Genomic DNA, 17,186 nt, shown 5'->3' on the forward strand with positions numbered 1-17,186 from the left:
CCGCATCCCGGCCGCGGAGTCGGCGGCGCAGGCCGCCGGGCCCCCGGCCCCCGCCCGGCCGACCGCACCCCGCCGGCGCCGCCGGGCCTGGGACGAGGTCCCGCGCTGGCAGATCTATCTGCCGCTCGGCGTGTACCTGCTCTTCACCCTCGTCCCCTTCTACTGGATCCTGCTCTTCGCCGTGCGGCCGGCGGGCTCGACCTCGCTCGTGCCGTGGCCGATGACGACCGAGCACTTCGAGAAGGTGTGGACCGAGCGCAGCTTCGCCACGTTCTTCCAGAACAGTCTGCTGATCGGTCTGGCGACGCTGGTGATGACGACGGTGATCGCGCTCGCCGGCGGATACGCGCTGGCCCGGTTCGACTTCCGCGCCAGGAAGGGGTTCATGCTGGCCCTGCTGTGCTCCCAGTTCGTCCCGGGCGCGCTGCTGCTGGTCCCGCTGTTCCAGATCTTCGCCAACCTGCGGATGATCAACTCGCTGGGCAGCGTCATCATCGCGGAGACCGTCTTCCAGCTCCCGCTGTCCATGATCCTCATCAGCGGTTTCATCAAGAACGTGCCGTACTCCCTGGAGGAGGCCGCCTGGGTGGACGGCTGCAGCCGCTTCGCGGCGTTCCGCATCGTGGTGCTGCCCCTGCTGCGCCCCGGTCTGGTGGCCGTCGGCTCCTTCGCCTTCGTGCACGCCTGGAACCACTTCCTGTTCGCGCTGATGTTCCTCAGCAGCCAGGAGAAGCAGACGATCCCGGTCGGCCTGAACACCCTCATGGGCGCGGACAGCGTCGACCTGGGGGCGCTCGCGGCGGGCGGTGTCATCGCGGCCGTACCGGTCGTGGTCGTGTTCGCCTTCATCCAGAAGTGGCTGGTCACCGGCTTCAGCGCGGGGGCGGTGAAGGGATGAGCGCCGTACGCACCCCGCTGCCCGTCGTCCTGGCGGGTGCGCGCGGCCACGGCCGCACGCACCTGCTCAACATCCGGCGGCTCGAACGCCTGGGCCTGGTGCGCCTGGCCGGCGTCTGCGAACTGCGCCCCCTGGACGCCGCGGAGCTGGAGGGCCCGGGCGCACCGGAGCAGTCCGCCGACCTCGGGGATCTGCTGGCCGCCACCGGGGCCCGGATCGCGGTGGTCTGCACGCCGATCCAGACGCACACGGACCTGGCGCTGACCGCGGCCGGGCACGGGGCGCACCTGCTCCTGGAGAAGCCGCCGGCGCCGTCGTTCGCGGAGTTCCGCCGGATGGCGGACGGCGTCGCGGCGGCGGGCGTGGCGTGCCAGATCGGCTTCCAGTCGCTGGGCTCGCACGCCGTTCCCGCCCTCCGGGAGCTGATCGCGGACGGTGTGGTCGGTGAGCTGCTCGGCGTCGGCGCGGCCGGGGCGTGGGTGCGGGACGAGGCGTACTTCCGGCGTTCGCCCTGGGCGGGGCGGCGGCGCATGGAGGGTGTCGACGTGGTCGACGGCGCGTTGACCAACCCACTGGCGCACGCCGTGGCCACCGCGCTCGCGCTCGCCGGCAGCACGCGGGCCGAGGACGTGGTGTCGATCGAGCCCGAGTTGCTGCGGGCGTACGCGATCGAGTCCGACGACACGTCGTGCGTGCGGATCGGGACGGCCCGGGGTGTCCCGGTCACCGTCGCGGCGACCTTGTGCGCCGAGACGAACTCCGAGCCGTACGTGGTGGTCCACGGCACCCGGGGCCGCATCACCTTCTGGTACAAGCAGGACCGGGTGCTGCTCCAGCGGGGCGGGCACGGTCCGGAGGAGACCGTCCACGGCCGCACCGACCTGCTGGAGAACCTGGTCGGGCATGTGACGGGCGGCGAGGCGCTGTGTGTGCCGCCCGAGGAGACCGGCGCGTTCATGCGGGTCGTGGAGGCGGTCCGGCTGGCGCCGGACCCGGTGCGGCTGCCGGACGCCTGCTGGCGCGTCGATGCGTCCGGGGCCGCGCCGCGGCGGATCGTCCACGGCGTCGACGCCCTCGTCGACGCGAGCGCCGACACCCTCGGCCTCTACTCCGAACTCGGCGCCCCGTGGGCGCTGCCGACCACGGTGGAGACGCGATGAAGCCCGACTCGATCGAGCTGTGCTGCGCCGGCCGCCCGGTGGCGCGGTACGTCACCCGGCCGGAACTGGATCCGCGTCACTCCCCCCGGCCGTTCCTGCACCCTGTCACCACGCTGGGCGGGGTCCGGGTGACCGAGCTGATGCCCGAGGACCATCCGCACCACCTGGGTGCGGGCGTGGCCGTGCCGGATGTGGCGGGGCACAACTTCTGGGGTGGGCGGACCTTCGTCCGCGACCACGGACCGGCGGCTCTGGACAACCACGGTGAGCAGCGGCACGACGGCTTCCGGCGGTCGGGGCCCGGCGGCTTCGTCGAGGAGCTGAGCTGGTCCGCCGGGGACCGGGTGCTCCTGCGGGAGACCCGGACCGTGGCGACGGCGGAGGTGGGCGGGGCCGCCTGGGCGCTGGACCTCACCTTCTCGCTGACCGACGTGTCGGGCCGCGGGCTGTCGCTGGGCAGTCCCGCCACCAACGGGCGCCCGGGCGCGGCCTACGGGGGCTTCTTCTGGCGCGCTCCCCGGGAGGCGACCGCTCCGGACGTCTTCGGCGCGGACGCGGCGGGCGAGCGGGCCGTGCACGGGCGGCGGTCGGAGTGGGTGGCGCTGGCCGGCGAGGGCTGGACGCTGGTCTTCGCGGGGGCGACCGAGGAGACCCGGCGCGATCCGTGGTTCGTCCGGGCCGCCGAGTACCCGGGTGTCGGTTCCTCCCTCGCCCACGCCGACCGGCTGGTCGTCCCGCCCGGCGGAACGCTCGTCCGGCGGGTGGTCGTCGTGGTGGCGGACGGCCGGCTCGACCGGGCCGGCGCCGCGGCCGCGGTGCGCGAGGCGGTGGCGGCGTGAAGGGGGCCGTGCGCACCGGAGACCTGGGGAACGGGACCTACCGCAATCCCGTCCTGGCCGCGGACTGGTCCGATCCGGACGTGCTGCGCGTCGGCGAGGACTACTACCTCACCGCCTCCAGCTTCGGCCGGGTCCCCGGACTGCCGCTGCTGCACTCCCGGGACCTGGTCAACTGGACGCTCGTCGGGCACGCGCTGGACCGGCTTCCGCCGGAGGCCGCGTACGCGGTCCCCCGGCACGACGGCGGGGTGTGGGCTCCCTCCCTGCGCCATCACGACGGCCGGTTCCGGATCTTCTGGGGCGACCCGGACCACGGCATCTGGCAGGTGAACTCCTCGTCCGTGCGCGGGCCGTGGAGCACTCCGAAGCTGGTGAAGGCGGGTCGTGGACTCATCGACCCGTGTCCGCTGTGGGACGAGGAGACGGGCGAGGCGTATCTGGTGCACGCCTGGGCCAAGTCGCGTTCGGGGGTCAGCAACCGGCTCACCGGGCACCGGATGAGTCCGGACGGCGAGCGGCTCCTCGACGGCGGGCGGACGATCGTCGACGCGGACCGGATCCCCGGCTGGTTCACGCTCGAAGGGCCGAAGCTGTACCGGCACGACGGCTGGTTCTGGATCCTCGCCCCGGCGGGCGGTGTGGCCACCGGCTGGCAGGGGGCGTTCCGCTCGCGGTCGTTCTTCGGGCCGTACGAGGAGCGGATCGTCCTGGAGCAGGGGGACACCGAGGTCAACGGCCCCCACCAGGGCGGCTGGGTGCGGACGCAGCACGGCGAGGACTGGTTCGTGCACTTCCAGCAGCGCGGGGCGTACGGGCGGCTCGTCCATCTCCAGCCCATGCGCTGGGGTGCCGACGGGTGGCCGGTGCTCGGCGCCGGTGCACGCCAAGCCCGCCCTGCCGGAGCAGCCGCAGTCCGCGCCCGCCACGGACGACCTGTTCCCCGGGGGCCGGTTCGGACGCCAGTGGCAGTGGACGGCCAACCCCGTGGACGGCTGGACGACCCACCATTCCGGCGACGGGCTGTGGCTCGACTGCGGCCGCACGGAGCGGATCGACGATCTCCGCGCGCTGCCGCACCTGCTCACCCAGCGGCTGCCTGCCAGGCCGGGCACGGTCGAGGTGGAGTTGCGGCTCGCGGGCGGGTCGCCGGGCGCCCGTGCCGGGCTGGTGGTGCTCGGCGACGCGTACGCCTGGATCGGGCTGGAGCGCACCGCCGACGGCTCGGTACGCCTCGTGCACCGGTTCGCGCCGGCGAACGCCGAGGAGGAGCGGGACGCGGCGGCCCCGCGGCCCGCTCCCGGCGACCGGGTCAGGCTGCGGATCGAGCTCCTGTCCGGAGCGCGCGTCCGCTTCTCGTACGCCTCCGCGGACGGCGCGGACTTCACGGTCTGCGGGCAGGTCTTCGCCGCCACGCCCTGGCGCTGGGTCGGGGCCCTGCTCGGCCTCTTCGCCGCGGCGCCACCGGGTACGGGCGCCGCCGGCACCGCCGCGTTCACCTCCTTCCGCGTCAGCCCCTGAACCCGCCCGGACCACCGGGCGCACCCCGCCCCTCGCCCCCGGCACACGTCCCCGCCCGCTCGGCTCCCCCGAGCGGCCTTCAGCACACCCCTCACGCCCCACCACCCCCGCAAGACCCGAGAGAAGAGAGCCGATGATGACCATCTTCCGCAACGGGCGGCGCAGAGCCGCTTCCGCCCTGGCCCTGACCACCGTGCTCGCCCTGACCGCCACCGCCTGCGGTGACGACGGCAGCGGCGCGGCCGGCGACAAGGGCAACGAGGGCGCGGGCAAGGGAGAGATCACCTTCTGGGACAACAACGGCGGTGTGCGCACCGAGGTCTGGAAGGAGATCATCAAGGACTTCGAGCAGAAGAACCCCGACATCAAGGTGACGTACGTCGGGATCGCCTCGACCGAGGTGCAGTCCAAGTACGACACGGCGATCCAGGGCGGCGGCCTGCCGGACGTCGGCGGCGTCGGGGCCGCGATGCTCGCCGGCATCGCCGCGCAGAACGCCCTGGAGCCCCTCGACGCCCGGATCGACGGCAGCTCGCTGAAGGGCAGGCTGAACGCGGGCATGGTCGACAGCGTGAAGTCCGCGGGTGGCCAGGGGAAGATGTTCACCGTCCCCACCTCGGCGAGCAACGGCGTCCTCTACTACCGCACGGACCTCTTCCAGGCGGCCGGCCTCGAGGAGCCCACCACCTGGTCGAAGTTCTACGCGGCGGCCGACAAGCTGACGCAGAAGGACAAGAACCGCTTCGGCTACACGATCCGCGGCGGCGCGGGCTCCATCGCCCAGGCCCTGGACGCCATGTACGGCCAGAGCGGCATCAAGAGCTTCTGGAACGGCGACCGGACGACCGTCGACGACCCGGCGAACGTGGCGGCGCTGGAGAAGTACGTGGGCCTGTTCAAGAAGAACACCCCCGCGGCGGACGTCAACAACGACTTCACCAAGATGGTCGCCCAGTGGGACAGCGGCGAGATCGGCATGCTGAACCACAACCTGGGCTCGTACAAGGACCACGTGAAGGCCCTGGGCACCGAGAAGTTCCGGGGCATCCCCAACCCGACCATGGACGACGGCACCCGGGTGCAGGTCTCCAACCCGGTCGACGGCCTCGGGCTCTTCTCGTCGAGCAAGAACAAGGCCGCCGCCTGGAAGTTCATCGAGTTCGCCGCCTCGCACGCCTCCAACAGCAAGTGGAACGAGTCGGCGGGCGCGATCCCGGCCAACACCGAGGCGGCCGGCGACGCGTGGATCGGGAAGGCCGAGCCGACGAAGCTCGCCGCCGAGGCGCTCTTCAGCGGCAAGGCCACGATCGTGCAGCTGCCGTACTACCTGCCCGACTGGAACACCATCTCCAAGGCCGACAACGAGCCCGCCTTCCAGAAGGTCCTGCTCGGGAAGTCCACGGCGAAGGAGTTCCTGAGCAGCCTGGCCGAGCAGCTGAACGCGGCGCAGGCCGAGTGGAAGTCACAGGCGAAGTGACCTTCACTCGCCGCCGGTCGGTCACGGCCGGGGCGGGCCTCGCGCTCGCCCTGGCCGCGGCCCCCGTCACGGCCGCCACCGCGGCCGCGCACCGACCCCGAGGACCCCACCGTATGCGCACCGTCCACCTCGCCGGCGACTCCACCGCCGCGCAGAAGTACGCCGACGCCGCCCCGGAGACCGGCTGGGGCATGGCGCTCCCCTTCTTCCTGCACAAGGGCGCCGAGGTCGCCAACCACGCCGTCAACGGGCGCAGCACCAAAAGCTTCCTCGACGAGGGGCGGCTGGACCCGATCCTGGCCGCGATCCGTCCGGGCGACCTGCTGCTGGTCCAGTTCGGGCACAACGACCAGAAGACCGAGGATCCCGGCCGGTACACCGATCCCTGGGGTTCCTACCAGGACAACCTGCGTCTGTTCGTCGAAGGGGCCCGGGAGCGCGGGGCCCTGCCCGTGCTGGCCACCTCCGTCGAGCGGCGCAGGTTCGCCGCGGACGGTACGGCCCTGCGGACGCACGGGGAGTACCCGGCCGCGATGCGGGAGGTGGCCCGGGAGGAAGGGGTCGCCCTGCTCGACGTCCAGGAGCAGTCGCTGGCGCTGTGGCGGAAGCTCGGCCCGGAGACGACGAAGGCGTACTTCAACTGGACGCCGACCGAGCAGGACAACACCCATTTCAACCCGCCGGGCGCGATCGCCGTGGCCCGGCTGGTCGCGGCCTCGCTGCTGCACACGCGTGTCCTCGCACCGGGAGACACGCGCCGACTCGACCAGGAGATCCCCACGGAGTGGATCACCTGGCCCGATCCCGAGGAGAGCCGAGCATGAGACACACGCAGTCATGGGTGGTGGGCGCCACCGCCCTCGTCCTCAGCGTCACGGGCGGCCTCGCCACGCCGGCGGCGGCCCACGGCGGGCACGATCCGGCCCGCCAGACCCTGCCGGCGCGGGACGGCTGGGCGTCGGAGGGCACCGGAACGAGCGGCGGGGCGGCGGCCGTCGCCTCGCGCGTCTTCACCGTCTCCACCTGGGAGGAGCTCCGGACCGCGCTCGCGGTCCCCGGCACCGAGCCCCGGATCGTGAAGGTGCGCGGCACGCTGGACGCCACCTCCGCGGGCTGCGCGGCCTTCGAGGCCGCCGGCTACGACTTCGCCCGCTACCTCGCCGACTACGACCCGGCGGTCTGGGGGTACGAGACCGAGGTCAGCGGCCCCCAGGAGGTGCTGCGGGCGGCGTCCGCGGCGGCCCAGGGCAAGGCGATCAAGGCGTACGTGCCGGCCAACACCACGATCGTCGGGGTCGGCCGGAACGCCGGCATCACCGGGGGCAGCCTCCAGATCCAGGGCGTCGACAACGTCGTGATCCGCAACCTCGCACTGGAGAGCCCGCTCGACTGCTTCCCGCAGTGGGACCCGACGGACGGGGCGACGGGGGCCTGGAACTCCGAGTACGACAGCATGGTGGTGTACGGCTCCACCCACGTGTGGGTGGACCACAACACCTTCACCGACGGCGCCCACCCGGACAGTTCGCTGCCCTCGTACTACGGCGAGATCTACCAGCAGCACGACGGGGAACTGGACGTCGTGCGCGGCGCGGACCTGGTCACCGTCTCCTGGAACGTCTTCGCCGACCACGACAAGACGCTGATGATCGGCAACAGCGACAGCGCGGGCGCGACCGACCGGGACAGGCTGCGGGTCACGCTGCACCACAACCTGTTCTCCGACGTCGGCGAGCGGGCGCCCCGGGTCCGCTTCGGCAAGGTCGACGCGTACAACAACCACTTCGTGGTGCCCGGTCCCGGCTACGTGTACAGCTTCGGCATCGGGCAGGAGTCCCAGCTCGTCGCGGAGAGGAACGCGTTCACCCTCGGCCCGGACGTCCCGGTCGGACAGATCCTGAAGAAGTGGAAGGACGCACCGGTCACCACGAAGGACAACCTCGTCAACCGCGCGCCCGTCGACCTGCTCGCGGTGCACAACGCCCAGTACCCGGCCGAGATCCTGCGCGAGGGCGCCGGATGGACCCCGGTCCTGCGGACGCGGGTCGACGCCCCGCAGGCGGTGCCCGGACTCGTCGGCCACCGGGCGGGCGCCGGCCGGCTGCGCTGACCGGGCGCCGGCGGAAGGCGGCGCCCGGGGCGTACCCCCGAGACCGGTCCGGCGACGGCACCTCTCGCGGGTCCACGGCCCGTTCGCCGCCCTCCGCCCGCCGCCTCCCGGCGTCGCGCACCTCTCCCGTGGAGCCCGCCTCTCCCTCCGTTCTCTTCACGCCCAGCGAAGGAGCTTCCGCATGCCCGCGGATCCCGCACGGGCGGCCGTCGGCCGCCGTTCCCTGCTCGGCCTCGGCACCGGCACCGCGCTCGCCCTCGCGCTGCCCGCGGCGCCGGCGGCCGCGCGCCCCGGCGGTGCGCCGTTCGGCCGCTTCGGTTCCCCCGCCGCCCGGCGGGACGCACGCACGCTGTACGTCCATCCCGGCGGCCTCGGCGACCACACCGGCGTCCAGGCGGCGGTGGACGCCACGAGCGGCGCCGGCTGGACGCTGGTGATCGCCCCGGGCGTCTACCGCGAGAGGGTCGCCGTCGGCACCGCGCGTGCCGGCATGACCTGGATCGGCGCGACCGGCGACCCTCGTGACGTGACCGTCGTCCACGACACGGCGGCGGGCACGCCCCGGCCCGACGGCGGCACCCACGGCACCTCCGGCTCCGCCACCACCACTGTCCAGGCGGACGGCTTCACCGCGCAGGGCGTCACCTTCGCCAACGACTTCCTGCGCACCGACCTCCCCGGGAACCCCGGCACGCAGGCCGTCGCCCTGAAGGTGCAGGGCGACCGGTCGGCGTTCTTCCACTGCCGCTTCCTGGGGCACCAGGACACGCTCTACGCCGACTCGACGGCGCTCGCCACCGTCGCCCGCCAGTACTTCGCGCACTGTCACGTCGAGGGCGACGTCGACTTCGTCTTCGGCCGGGCCCGCGCGGTCTTCGAGCACTGCCGGTTCCGCACCCTGGACCGGCCGGACCTGACGGCCCCGCCGTTCGGTTTCGTCCTCGCCCCGTCCACGGCGCGCGACAACCCGTACGGCTTCCTGGTCAGCCGTTGCCGGGTGAGCAGTGCGGCTCCCGCCGGCTTCCACAAGCTGGCCCGGCCCTGGGTGCCGAGCTCGGACCCGACGGCGCGGCCCTCCCTCGTCGTGCGCGACAGCGTCCTCGGCGCCGGCATCGACGCGGTGGCCCCGTACGCGAACATGCGGGACAGCGCTCCGTGGCAGGAGCAGCGCTTCGCCGAGTTCCGGAACACCGGCCCGGGCGCACGGATCACCGTCCCGGAGAACCGGCCGCAGCTCTCCCGGACCGCGGCCCGGTCGGCGACCCGGGAGACGTACCTCGAGGACTGGCGCCCGGCCCCGGCGCGGTGACGTCGACCGTCGGCAGAAGGCTGTCCGGGCGGTCCCGGACCGCGAACGCCGCTGCCGCCGCGCACGCTCCCGTCCCCGCCCCTGCCCCCGTCAGGAGGTTCAGCCGTCGAACGCCCTGGTGGGCAGCCCCTGGCCGATGCCGGGCAGGACGAGGAGGGAGCCGGCGGGCTCGGGCGCGCCGGGAAGTCCGGTGCGGGCGGTGGTGACGTACAGGTCGCGCAGCCCGGGGCCGCCGAAGGCGCACGCCGTCGGGCGGGCGACGGGCAGGTCGACGGTGCGGTCGAGCGCGCCGCCCGGGGTGTAGCGGCGGAGCTGCCCGCCGTCCCAGAGGGCGATCCAGACGCAGCCGTCGGCGTCCACGGTGAGGCCGTCGGGGAAGCCTGCGCCGGCTTCGAGGCGGGCGAACTCCCGGCGCTCGCGGACCCGTCCGTCCACGACCCGCAGGGTGTCCACCCGGCGGGTGGAGCTGTCGACGTAGTACGCGAGCGTGGTGTCGTGGGGGCTCCATCCGATGCCGTTGCTGACGCCGACGCGGTCGATGAGCGGAGTGGGGGCGCCGTCGGGGGCGATGCGGGTGAGGCGTCCGCCGTCGGGGGCCTCGTCGTAGCGCATGGTGCCGGCCCACAGGCTGCCGTCGGGCGCGACGGCGGCGTCGTTGCCCCGGCGGCCGGGCACGGGGTCGTGCAGCAGCCAGGAGAACGTCCCGTCGGGTGCGTACAGCCCGGCCCCGTCGCGGAGGTTGGCGACGAGCCCGCCGCCGGTACGGGGCTTGGCCGCGCCGACGTGCTGGTCGACGCGGAGCGTGGAGGTCCGGCCGGTGCCCGGTGCGTAGGTGTGGATCCGGCAGCCGAGGATGTCGACCCAGATCAGGCGGTCCCCCGCGGTGTCCCAGGTGGGTCCCTCGCCGAGTGCGGCAGCCGCCCGTACGGCGATCTCCGGTGTCACCGGGTGCCCCGGTGACCGAGCCGGAGCGACAGGTCGTGGGCGCCCTTGGCGGCGAGGGCGGCGAGTTCCTCCTCGCGCTCCCGGCTCCAGCGGATGACGGGCACGGAGATGGACAGGGCGGCGACGACCTGACCGGAGCCGTCGCGGACGGGCGCGGCGACGCAGCTGACGTCGGGGTTGGACTCGCGGTGTTCGAGGGCGGTCCCGCGGGCGCGGATCTCGGCGAGCGCGGTGCGCAGGGCGTCGGGGTCGGTGATGCTGTGGGGTGTCATCCGGGCCAGTTCGCGGCCTTCGACGCGGGCGTCGAACTCCTCCTCGGGCAGGAAGGCGAGGAGGGCCTTGCCGACGGAGGTGCAGTGGGCGGGGAGCCGGCGGCCGGCCGCGGAGACCATGCGGACGGCGTGGGTGGAGTCCACCTTCGCGACGTAGATGACGTCGAGGTCCTCCAGCAGGGCGACGTGCACGGTCTCGTCGCAGGTGTCGGCGATCTCGCGGGCGACGGCCTGCCCTTCGGCGGCGAGGTCGAGCTGTTCGGCGTAGCGGCTGCCGAGCTGGTAGGTGCGCACGCCGAGGCGGTAGCGGCCCGGCTGCTGCGGGATCTGCGTGAGGTAGTTGCGTGCGGCCAGGGTGGTGATCAGCTCGTGCGTGGTGGTGCGCGGCAGCCCGAGCCGCCGGGTGATCTCGGGAGCGGAGAGCGTCTCCTCGCCCTGGAGGAACAGTTCCAGGATGTCGAATGCCCTGGTCACCGCGGGAACCAGACGTCCCATGAGCGTCCACCCACCCTCTTCGTCCGGTATGACGAGCATTGATCGATATCGCGAACACAGGCTAACCACAGGCTTGTTCACGGGGCAATGGCCCGTGTGCGGGCCATTGACACCCGTCGAGGCCCTGATTACGGTCACGCCAACATTTCGAACGTGTGACGAAATATCGAACGACCTGGAGGCAACGGGCGTGCGGATCACGGGAATCACCACACATGTCGTCGGGACGCCCTGGCGCAACCTGACCTATGTCCAGGTGCACACCGACGAGGGCCTGACCGGTGTCGGGGAGACCCGCATGCTGGGCCGCACGGACGCCCTGCTCGGCTACCTCCGCGAGGCGGAGGCCAACCACATCGCCGGCTCCGACCCGTTCGCGGTCGAGGACCTGGTCCGGCGGATGAAGTACGGCGACTACGGGCGCGCCGGCGAGATCGTGATGTCCGGCATCGCGGTCGTGGAGACGGCCTGCTGGGACATCAAGGGCAAGGCGCTCGGCGTGCCGGTCTGGCAGTTGCTCGGCGGCAGCGTGACGGACCGGGTGAAGGCGTACGCCAACGGCTGGTACACCACCGAGCGGACCCCGGAGGCGTACCACGAGGCGGCGCGGGAGGTGGTGGCGCGCGGCTACCGGGCCCTGAAGATCGACCCGTTCGGCACCGGTCACCTCGAACTGGACGCCGAGCGGTCGCGGTACGCGGTCTCGCTGATCGAGGCGGTCCGGGACGCGATCGGGCCGGACGTGGAACTGATGGTGGAGATGCACGGTCGGTTCTCGCCGGCCACGGCGATCCGGCTGGCGCGCGAACTCGCCCCGTTCCGGCCCGCGTGGCTGGAGGAGCCGGTGCCGCCGGAGAACCTGAAGGCGCTGCGGAAGGTCGCCGACAAGGTCGATCTGCCGATCGCGACCGGGGAACGCATCCACGACCGGATCGAGTTCCGCGAGCTCTTCGAGTCGCAGGCGGCCGACGTCATCCAGCCCGATCTCGGGCATCTCGGCGGCATCCTGGAGACCCGCAAGCTCGCCGCCACGGCCGAGACCCACTACGTGACGGTCGCCCCGCACAACGTGGGCGGCTCGGTGCTCACCGCCGCCTCGCTCCAGCTCGCCGCGTGCACACCGAACTTCAAGATCCTGGAGCACTTCAACGACTTCGCCGACGCGGAGATCAAGAAGGTGGTCCACGGCGCTCCCGAGGTCGATCCCGGGACGGGATGCTTCGCGGTGTCGCACGCCCCGGGGCTCGGTGTCGAGCTGGACGTGGACGCGGCCGCCGAGTTCCCGCAGCGTCGGGCCCGTTTCGACCTGTGGGCCGAGGGCTGGGAGCGGAGGGCACCGAAGTGAGCGGCACCGAAGGGCGCCGCGGCGCGGGCCGGGCCGGACCCGGGGGGACGCGCGGGACGGGCCGCGGCCGGGCGGCCGTCAGCCGGGCCGTCGTGGTCGAGGCGCCCGGGGAACACCGGCTGGTCGAGGGGCGGGTGCCCGAACCCGGCGCCGGCGAGGTCCGGTTGCGGGTCGCCGCCGCGGGGATCTGCATGAGCGACCGGGAGGTGTACGAGGGGCGCCGCGACCCGGGCTACGTGCGCTACCCGCTCGTCCCCGGCCACGAGTGGTCCGGCACGGTGGACGCCGTGGGCGCGGGGGTCGACCCCTCGCTGCGGGGCCGCAAGGCGGTCGCCGAGGGCTTCCGGGCCTGCGGCGTCTGCGCGCGGTGCCGTGCCGGGGAGACCAGTCTGTGCGCCGCCGGGTACGCGGAGACCGGCTTCACCGAACCGGGCGCCTTCGCCGACCACGTGGTGGTCCCCGCCCGGCTGCTGCACCCGCTGCCCGACGACGCGGACCTGCGCGCCGCCGCGCTGCTGGAACCGACCGCCGTGGTCGCCGCGGCGGTCCGGGCGGGCCGCCCGCGGCCGGGCGAGCGGGTGGCCGTCGTGGGAGCCGGCACCCTGGGGCTGCTCGCCGTCCAGCTGCTCGCCGCGGTCACTCCCGCCGAACTGGCCGTGGTCGAGCCCCGCGCCGCCCGCGGCGAGCAGGCGCTGCGGCACGGCGCGAGCGAGGTCCTGACGCCGCGCGAGGCGGAGGCGGCGGCCGGCCGCTTCGATCTGGTGGTGGAGACGGCCGGCGCGCCGACGACCGCCGCCGCCTCGTGCCTGCTGGCACGCCGGGGCGGGCGGGTGGTGCTGACCGGGATGTTCACGCCGGGCGCGACGGGCATCGACCCGGTGCACCTCTCGCTCAGCCAGCTGGAGGTGCGCAGCGTCTTCGGGGCGTCGTCGTCGGCCTGGACCGACGCCGTGCGCGCGTTCTCGCTCGGTCTGCTCGACCCTGCGCCGCTGATCAGCCACGAGTTCCCGCTGGAGCGTTTCGCGGAGGCGATCGCCCTGGTCGGGGGTGGTGACGCGAAGACGGGCAAGGTCCTGCTGCGCCCGTGAGTCGCGCGGCCCCGCGCTCCGGGCCCGCCCGCCCTTCCATCCGAACCTTGTCCGGTATTTCGAACAGAGGCAGAGGACATCTGTGACCGCACCGTCGACACACCCCCGCCGCCCGGGCGCCGAGGCGCTCGCGCGGATCGACCACCCCTCCCCCGCGACCTCGCCCGAGGACGCCTCTCCGCACCGGTTCCCCGACGGCGGCGCCTGGCGCACCGAGATCCCGTCCGTCGAGGGACCGGAGGCGCTCGCCGTCGTGCTGGAGGAGAGCACGCGGCTCGGCCTGCCCGTCCACCGGGTCAGCCAGGGCAGCGGCGTCTGGATGCTCACGGACGACGAGATCACCGGGATGGTGCAGGCGTGCGCCGAACGCTCCGTGGAGCTCTGCCTGTTCACCGGTCCCCGCGGCACCTGGGACATCGGCGCGGCCACCCGTACCGACTCCGGCGGCGCGGGGCCGCGGGCCCGCGGCCATGACGCGCTGGCCGGCTGCGTCGAGGACGCGGTGCGCGCCACCGGGCTCGGCGTGCGCTGTCTGCTGGTCGCCGACGAGGGGGTGCTCTGGACGCTGCACCGGTTGCGCACCGCGGGCGTGCTCCCCGCCGACACCACGTTCAAGGTCTCCGCGCTGATCGGGCCGGTCAACCCGGCCTCGTACGCCGTGTACGAACAGCTGGGCGCCGACTCGCTGAACATCCCCTCCGACCTCTCCCTCGCCCATCTGACCGAGATCCGGCGGTCCAGCCGGGCCCCCATGGACCTCTACGTGGAGGCGCCCGACGACCTCGGCGGGCACGTGCGGATGTACGAGGTGGCCGAGCTGGTCCGGCGCGGCGCACCGCTGTACCTCAAGTTCGGCCTGAGCAGGGCGGCCGGGATCTACCCGTACGGCGCCCATCTGCGCGAGCACGCCCTGGCGACCGCCCGCGAGCGCGTCCGGCGCGGGCGGCTCGTCCTCGACCTGCTGGCCCGGCACGGCGCCGACGGCGACATGTCGCCGCTCGGCTCCCGGCTGCCCGGCACACTCCGGCGCTTTCCCACCCCCGAAGGGAATTGACACATGCGCACCCGCACGCTCGGGGCGGCCTCCCTCGCCGCCCTGCTCCTCCTCACCCTCACCGCCTGCGGCCAGGAGGCCCGCGGCGGCAGCCGCTACCGGCCCGACGCGGGCAAGGGCGGCACGATCGGCCTCGCCATGCCGACGAAGTCCTCGGAGCGCTGGATCGCCGACGGCGAGAACATGGCGAAGCAGTTCCGCGAGGCCGGCTACGACACCGACCTGCAGTACGGCGACGACAAGGTCGAGAACCAGATCGCCCAGATCGAGAACATGATCACCAAGGGGCGCCGGCTGCTGGTGATCGCCGCGATCGACGGCTCGGCGCTCACCGAGGTCCTCCGCCGCGCCCACGACGCGGGCATCCCGGTGATCTCGTACGACCGGCTCATCATGGGCACCCCGAACGTCGACTACTACGCCTCGTTCGACAACGAGCGGGTGGGCGAGCTGGAGGCCCGCTACATCGTGGAGCGCCTCGGGCTCGGTTCTCCGGCGAAGGGCGGCGGCAAGCCGTACGACATCGAGCTCTTCGCGGGCTCCCCCGACGACAACAACACCCGGTACTTCTGGAGCGGCGCCGTCAAGGTGCTCCAGCCCTACCTCGACAGCGGACAGCTCGTCGTGCGCAGCGGCCAGACCAGGATGAACCAGGCCACCACCCTGCGCTGGGACGGCGGCACCGCCCAGAAGCGGATGGACGACCTGATCAGCAAGAACTACGGCGAGGAGAGCGTCGACGCGGTCCTCTCCCCCTACGACGGCATCTCCATCGGGATCATCTCCGCCCTCAAGAGCGCCGGTTACGGCACCCCCGACCGGCCGCTGCCGGTCGTCACCGGGCAGGACGCGGAGCTGGCCTCGGTGAAGTCCATCATCCGCGGCGAGCAGACCCAGACGGTCTTCAAGGACACCCGCAAGCTCGCCGCCCAGGCGGTGGCGATGGGCGACGCCGTCCTGAACGGCAGGAAGCCCGAGGTGAACAACGTCAAGGACTACGACAACGGCAGGAAGACCGTCCCCTCCTACCTGCTCGACCCGGTGAGCATCGACCGGACCAACACCGATCTCCTGGTCCGCGAGGGCTACTTCACCGCGGGACAGCTCTCGTGACCCGGCCGCCCGTGCTGGAGATGCGCGGGATCACCAAGACCTTCCCCGGTGTCGCGGCGCTCAGCGACGTGCACCTGACCGTACGGGCCGGCGAGGTCCACGCCCTGTGCGGGGAGAACGGCGCGGGCAAGTCGACGCTGATGAAGGTCCTCAGCGGTGTGCACCCGCAGGGGAGTTACGAGGGCGACGTCCTCTTCGAGGGCGAGCCGGTGTCCTTCCGCGACATCCGCGACGCCGAGCGCCGGGGCATCGTGATCATCCACCAGGAACTGGCACTGGTGCCGCACCTGTCGATCGCGGAGAACATCTACCTCGGCAACGAGCGGGCCCGGCGCGGCGTCGTCGACTGGAACGCCACCCTGCACGGCGCCCGGCGGCTGCTCGCGCGGGTCGGGCTGCGCGAGCATCCGCACACGCCGGTGGCCGACCTCGGCGTGGGGCGGCAGCAGCTGGTGGAGATCGCCAAGGCGCTGTCGAAGGAGGTGCGCCTGCTCATCCTCGACGAGCCCACGGCGGCCCTCAACGACGAGGACAGCGCCCATCTGCTCGCCCTCATCCTGGAGTTGCGCGACCAGGGTGTCGCCTGTGTCGTCATCTCGCACAAGCTGAACGAGATACGGCGGATCGCCGACACGGTGACCGTCCTGCGCGACGGCCGGACCGTCGAGACGCTGCCCGTCCGCACGGCACCGGACGCCGAGCCGGAGGTGTCGGAGGACCGGATCATCCGCGGGATGGTGGGACGCGACCTCGACCACCGCTTCCCGGACCGCACGCCCTACCGGGGCGAGGACGCGGACCGGGTGGCGCTCGAGGTGCGCGGCTGGACCGTGCGGCATCCGGTCGACCGCCGGCGCAAGGTCGTCGACGACGTGTCGCTGACGGTACGGCGGGGCGAGATCGTCGGCATCGCCGGGCTGATGGGGGCCGGCCGCACGGAGCTCGCGATGTCGGTCTTCGGCCGCTCGTACGGCCGCCACGTCGCCGGCACGGTGGAGGTCGACGGGCGGGAGGCGGCCACCGGCACCGTCCCGGCCGCGATCGCGGCCGGTCTCGCCTACGTCACCGAGGACCGCAAGCGCTACGGCCTCCACCTCGACGACACCGTCCACCGCAACGTCTCGCTGGCCTCGCTTCCGTCCCTGCGGCGGCGCGGGGTCGTCGACCAGCACCAGGAACGGAAGGTCGCCGAGACCTACCGGTCCAGCATGAACATCAAGACGCCGACGGTGCTGGAGCAGGTCGGCCGGCTCTCCGGCGGGAACCAGCAGAAGGTCGTCCTGAGCAAGTGGATCCACGCGGACCCCCGGGTGCTGATCCTGGACGAGCCGACGCGCGGCATCGACGTCGGGGCGAAGTACGAGATCTACACCGTCGTCGACCGGCTCGCGGCGCAGGGCAGGGCCGTGCTCCTCATCTCCTCGGAGCTGCCCGAGCTGCTGGGGATGTGCGACCGGATCTACACGATGGCCGAGGGCCGGCTGACCGGCGAGGTCACCCGCGACGAGGCCACGCAGGAAACCCTGATGCGCCACATGACCATGACCGTGAGCAGGAGCTGAG

The 17,186-nt window shown here is 73.1% G+C and carries 14 protein-coding genes and 1 pseudogene; 13 read left to right on the forward strand and 2 right to left on the reverse strand.

Annotated features, from left to right (window positions below; all coding sequences use genetic code 11):
- Positions 1 to 4: 4 nt before the first annotated feature.
- From ACGFZF_RS16555 to ACGFZF_RS16590, 8 genes and pseudogenes are all read left to right on the forward strand, one after another.
- Positions 5 to 898, forward strand: a complete 894-nt coding sequence (locus ACGFZF_RS16555) for a carbohydrate ABC transporter permease (RefSeq protein WP_393554926.1) — start codon at positions 5 to 7, stop codon at positions 896 to 898.
- Entirely contained in the window at positions 895 to 2,058 is a 1,164-nt protein-coding gene (locus ACGFZF_RS16560) for a Gfo/Idh/MocA family protein (RefSeq protein ID WP_393554621.1), read from the forward strand. Before ACGFZF_RS16555 ends, ACGFZF_RS16560 begins: the two co-directional genes overlap by 4 nt.
- Positions 2,055 to 2,897 carry a PmoA family protein gene (locus ACGFZF_RS16565; protein WP_393554623.1) on the forward strand — a complete coding sequence of 281 codons (843 nt, stop codon included), beginning with the start codon at positions 2,055 to 2,057 and terminating at the stop codon, positions 2,895 to 2,897. The genes ACGFZF_RS16560 and ACGFZF_RS16565 overlap by 4 nt, the downstream gene beginning before the upstream one ends.
- 8 nt (positions 2,898 to 2,905) lie before the next feature.
- Positions 2,906 to 4,415: pseudogene (locus ACGFZF_RS16570) on the forward strand (family 43 glycosylhydrolase).
- Between the two features lie 136 nt (positions 4,416 to 4,551).
- Positions 4,552 to 5,892, forward strand: a complete 1,341-nt coding sequence (locus ACGFZF_RS16575; protein ID WP_393554928.1) for an ABC transporter substrate-binding protein — start codon at positions 4,552 to 4,554, stop codon at positions 5,890 to 5,892.
- Positions 5,889 to 6,716, forward strand: a complete 828-nt coding sequence (locus tag ACGFZF_RS16580; RefSeq protein ID WP_393554625.1) for a rhamnogalacturonan acetylesterase — start codon at positions 5,889 to 5,891, stop codon at positions 6,714 to 6,716. The genes ACGFZF_RS16575 and ACGFZF_RS16580 overlap by 4 nt, the downstream gene beginning before the upstream one ends.
- Positions 6,713 to 8,002, forward strand: coding sequence for a polysaccharide lyase family 1 protein (locus tag ACGFZF_RS16585; protein ID WP_393554627.1), 1,290 nt, complete (start codon positions 6,713 to 6,715; stop codon positions 8,000 to 8,002). Before ACGFZF_RS16580 ends, ACGFZF_RS16585 begins: the two co-directional genes overlap by 4 nt.
- Positions 8,003 to 8,183: 181 nt before the next feature.
- The gene (locus tag ACGFZF_RS16590) at positions 8,184 to 9,311 is read left to right on the forward strand and encodes a pectinesterase family protein (RefSeq protein ID WP_393554629.1); all 1,128 of its coding nucleotides are present in this window, start codon (positions 8,184 to 8,186) and stop codon (positions 9,309 to 9,311) included.
- A 99-nt stretch (positions 9,312 to 9,410) separates the two neighbouring features.
- Here ACGFZF_RS16590 and ACGFZF_RS16595 read toward each other — a convergent pair whose 3' ends face one another.
- Both ACGFZF_RS16595 and ACGFZF_RS16600 read right to left on the reverse strand, forming a co-directional pair.
- Positions 9,411 to 10,256, reverse strand: a complete 846-nt coding sequence (locus ACGFZF_RS16595; RefSeq protein ID WP_393554631.1) for an SMP-30/gluconolactonase/LRE family protein — start codon at positions 10,254 to 10,256, stop codon at positions 9,411 to 9,413.
- Positions 10,253 to 11,023: an IclR family transcriptional regulator gene (locus ACGFZF_RS16600; RefSeq protein ID WP_393554633.1), complete on the reverse strand. Its 771-nt coding sequence runs from the start codon at positions 11,021 to 11,023 to the stop codon at positions 10,253 to 10,255. The genes ACGFZF_RS16595 and ACGFZF_RS16600 overlap by 4 nt, the downstream gene beginning before the upstream one ends.
- 190 nt (positions 11,024 to 11,213) lie before the next feature.
- On the opposite strand from ACGFZF_RS16600, the gene ACGFZF_RS16605 reads away from it, so the two are divergent.
- The 5 genes from ACGFZF_RS16605 to mmsA all read left to right on the forward strand — a co-directional run bounded on the left by ACGFZF_RS16605 (position 11,214) and on the right by mmsA (position 17,185).
- On the forward strand, positions 11,214 to 12,368 hold the full coding sequence (locus tag ACGFZF_RS16605) for a mandelate racemase/muconate lactonizing enzyme family protein (protein ID WP_393554635.1): 1,155 nt from the start codon (positions 11,214 to 11,216) through the stop codon (positions 12,366 to 12,368).
- 92 nt (positions 12,369 to 12,460) lie between these two features.
- Positions 12,461 to 13,456 carry a zinc-binding dehydrogenase gene (locus tag ACGFZF_RS16610; protein ID WP_393554930.1) on the forward strand — a complete coding sequence of 332 codons (996 nt, stop codon included), beginning with the start codon at positions 12,461 to 12,463 and terminating at the stop codon, positions 13,454 to 13,456.
- A gap of 82 nt (positions 13,457 to 13,538) precedes the next feature.
- A complete protein-coding gene (locus ACGFZF_RS16615; protein WP_393554637.1) occupies positions 13,539 to 14,510 on the forward strand; it encodes a hypothetical protein in 972 nt (323 codons plus the stop codon).
- A gap of 3 nt (positions 14,511 to 14,513) precedes the next feature.
- Positions 14,514 to 15,623, forward strand: coding sequence for a multiple monosaccharide ABC transporter substrate-binding protein (chvE, locus tag ACGFZF_RS16620; RefSeq protein ID WP_393554639.1), 1,110 nt, complete (start codon positions 14,514 to 14,516; stop codon positions 15,621 to 15,623).
- A 20-nt stretch (positions 15,624 to 15,643) separates the two neighbouring features.
- Positions 15,644 to 17,185 (forward strand): multiple monosaccharide ABC transporter ATP-binding protein, encoded by a 1,542-nt coding sequence (gene mmsA, locus ACGFZF_RS16625; protein WP_393554932.1) that lies wholly within the window; start codon positions 15,644 to 15,646, stop codon positions 17,183 to 17,185.
- The last annotated feature ends 1 nt before the right edge of the window (position 17,186 follow it).

The organism is Streptomyces sp. NPDC048338 (assembly GCF_043201055.1).
GTDB lineage: Bacteria > Actinomycetota > Actinomycetes > Streptomycetales > Streptomycetaceae > Streptomyces.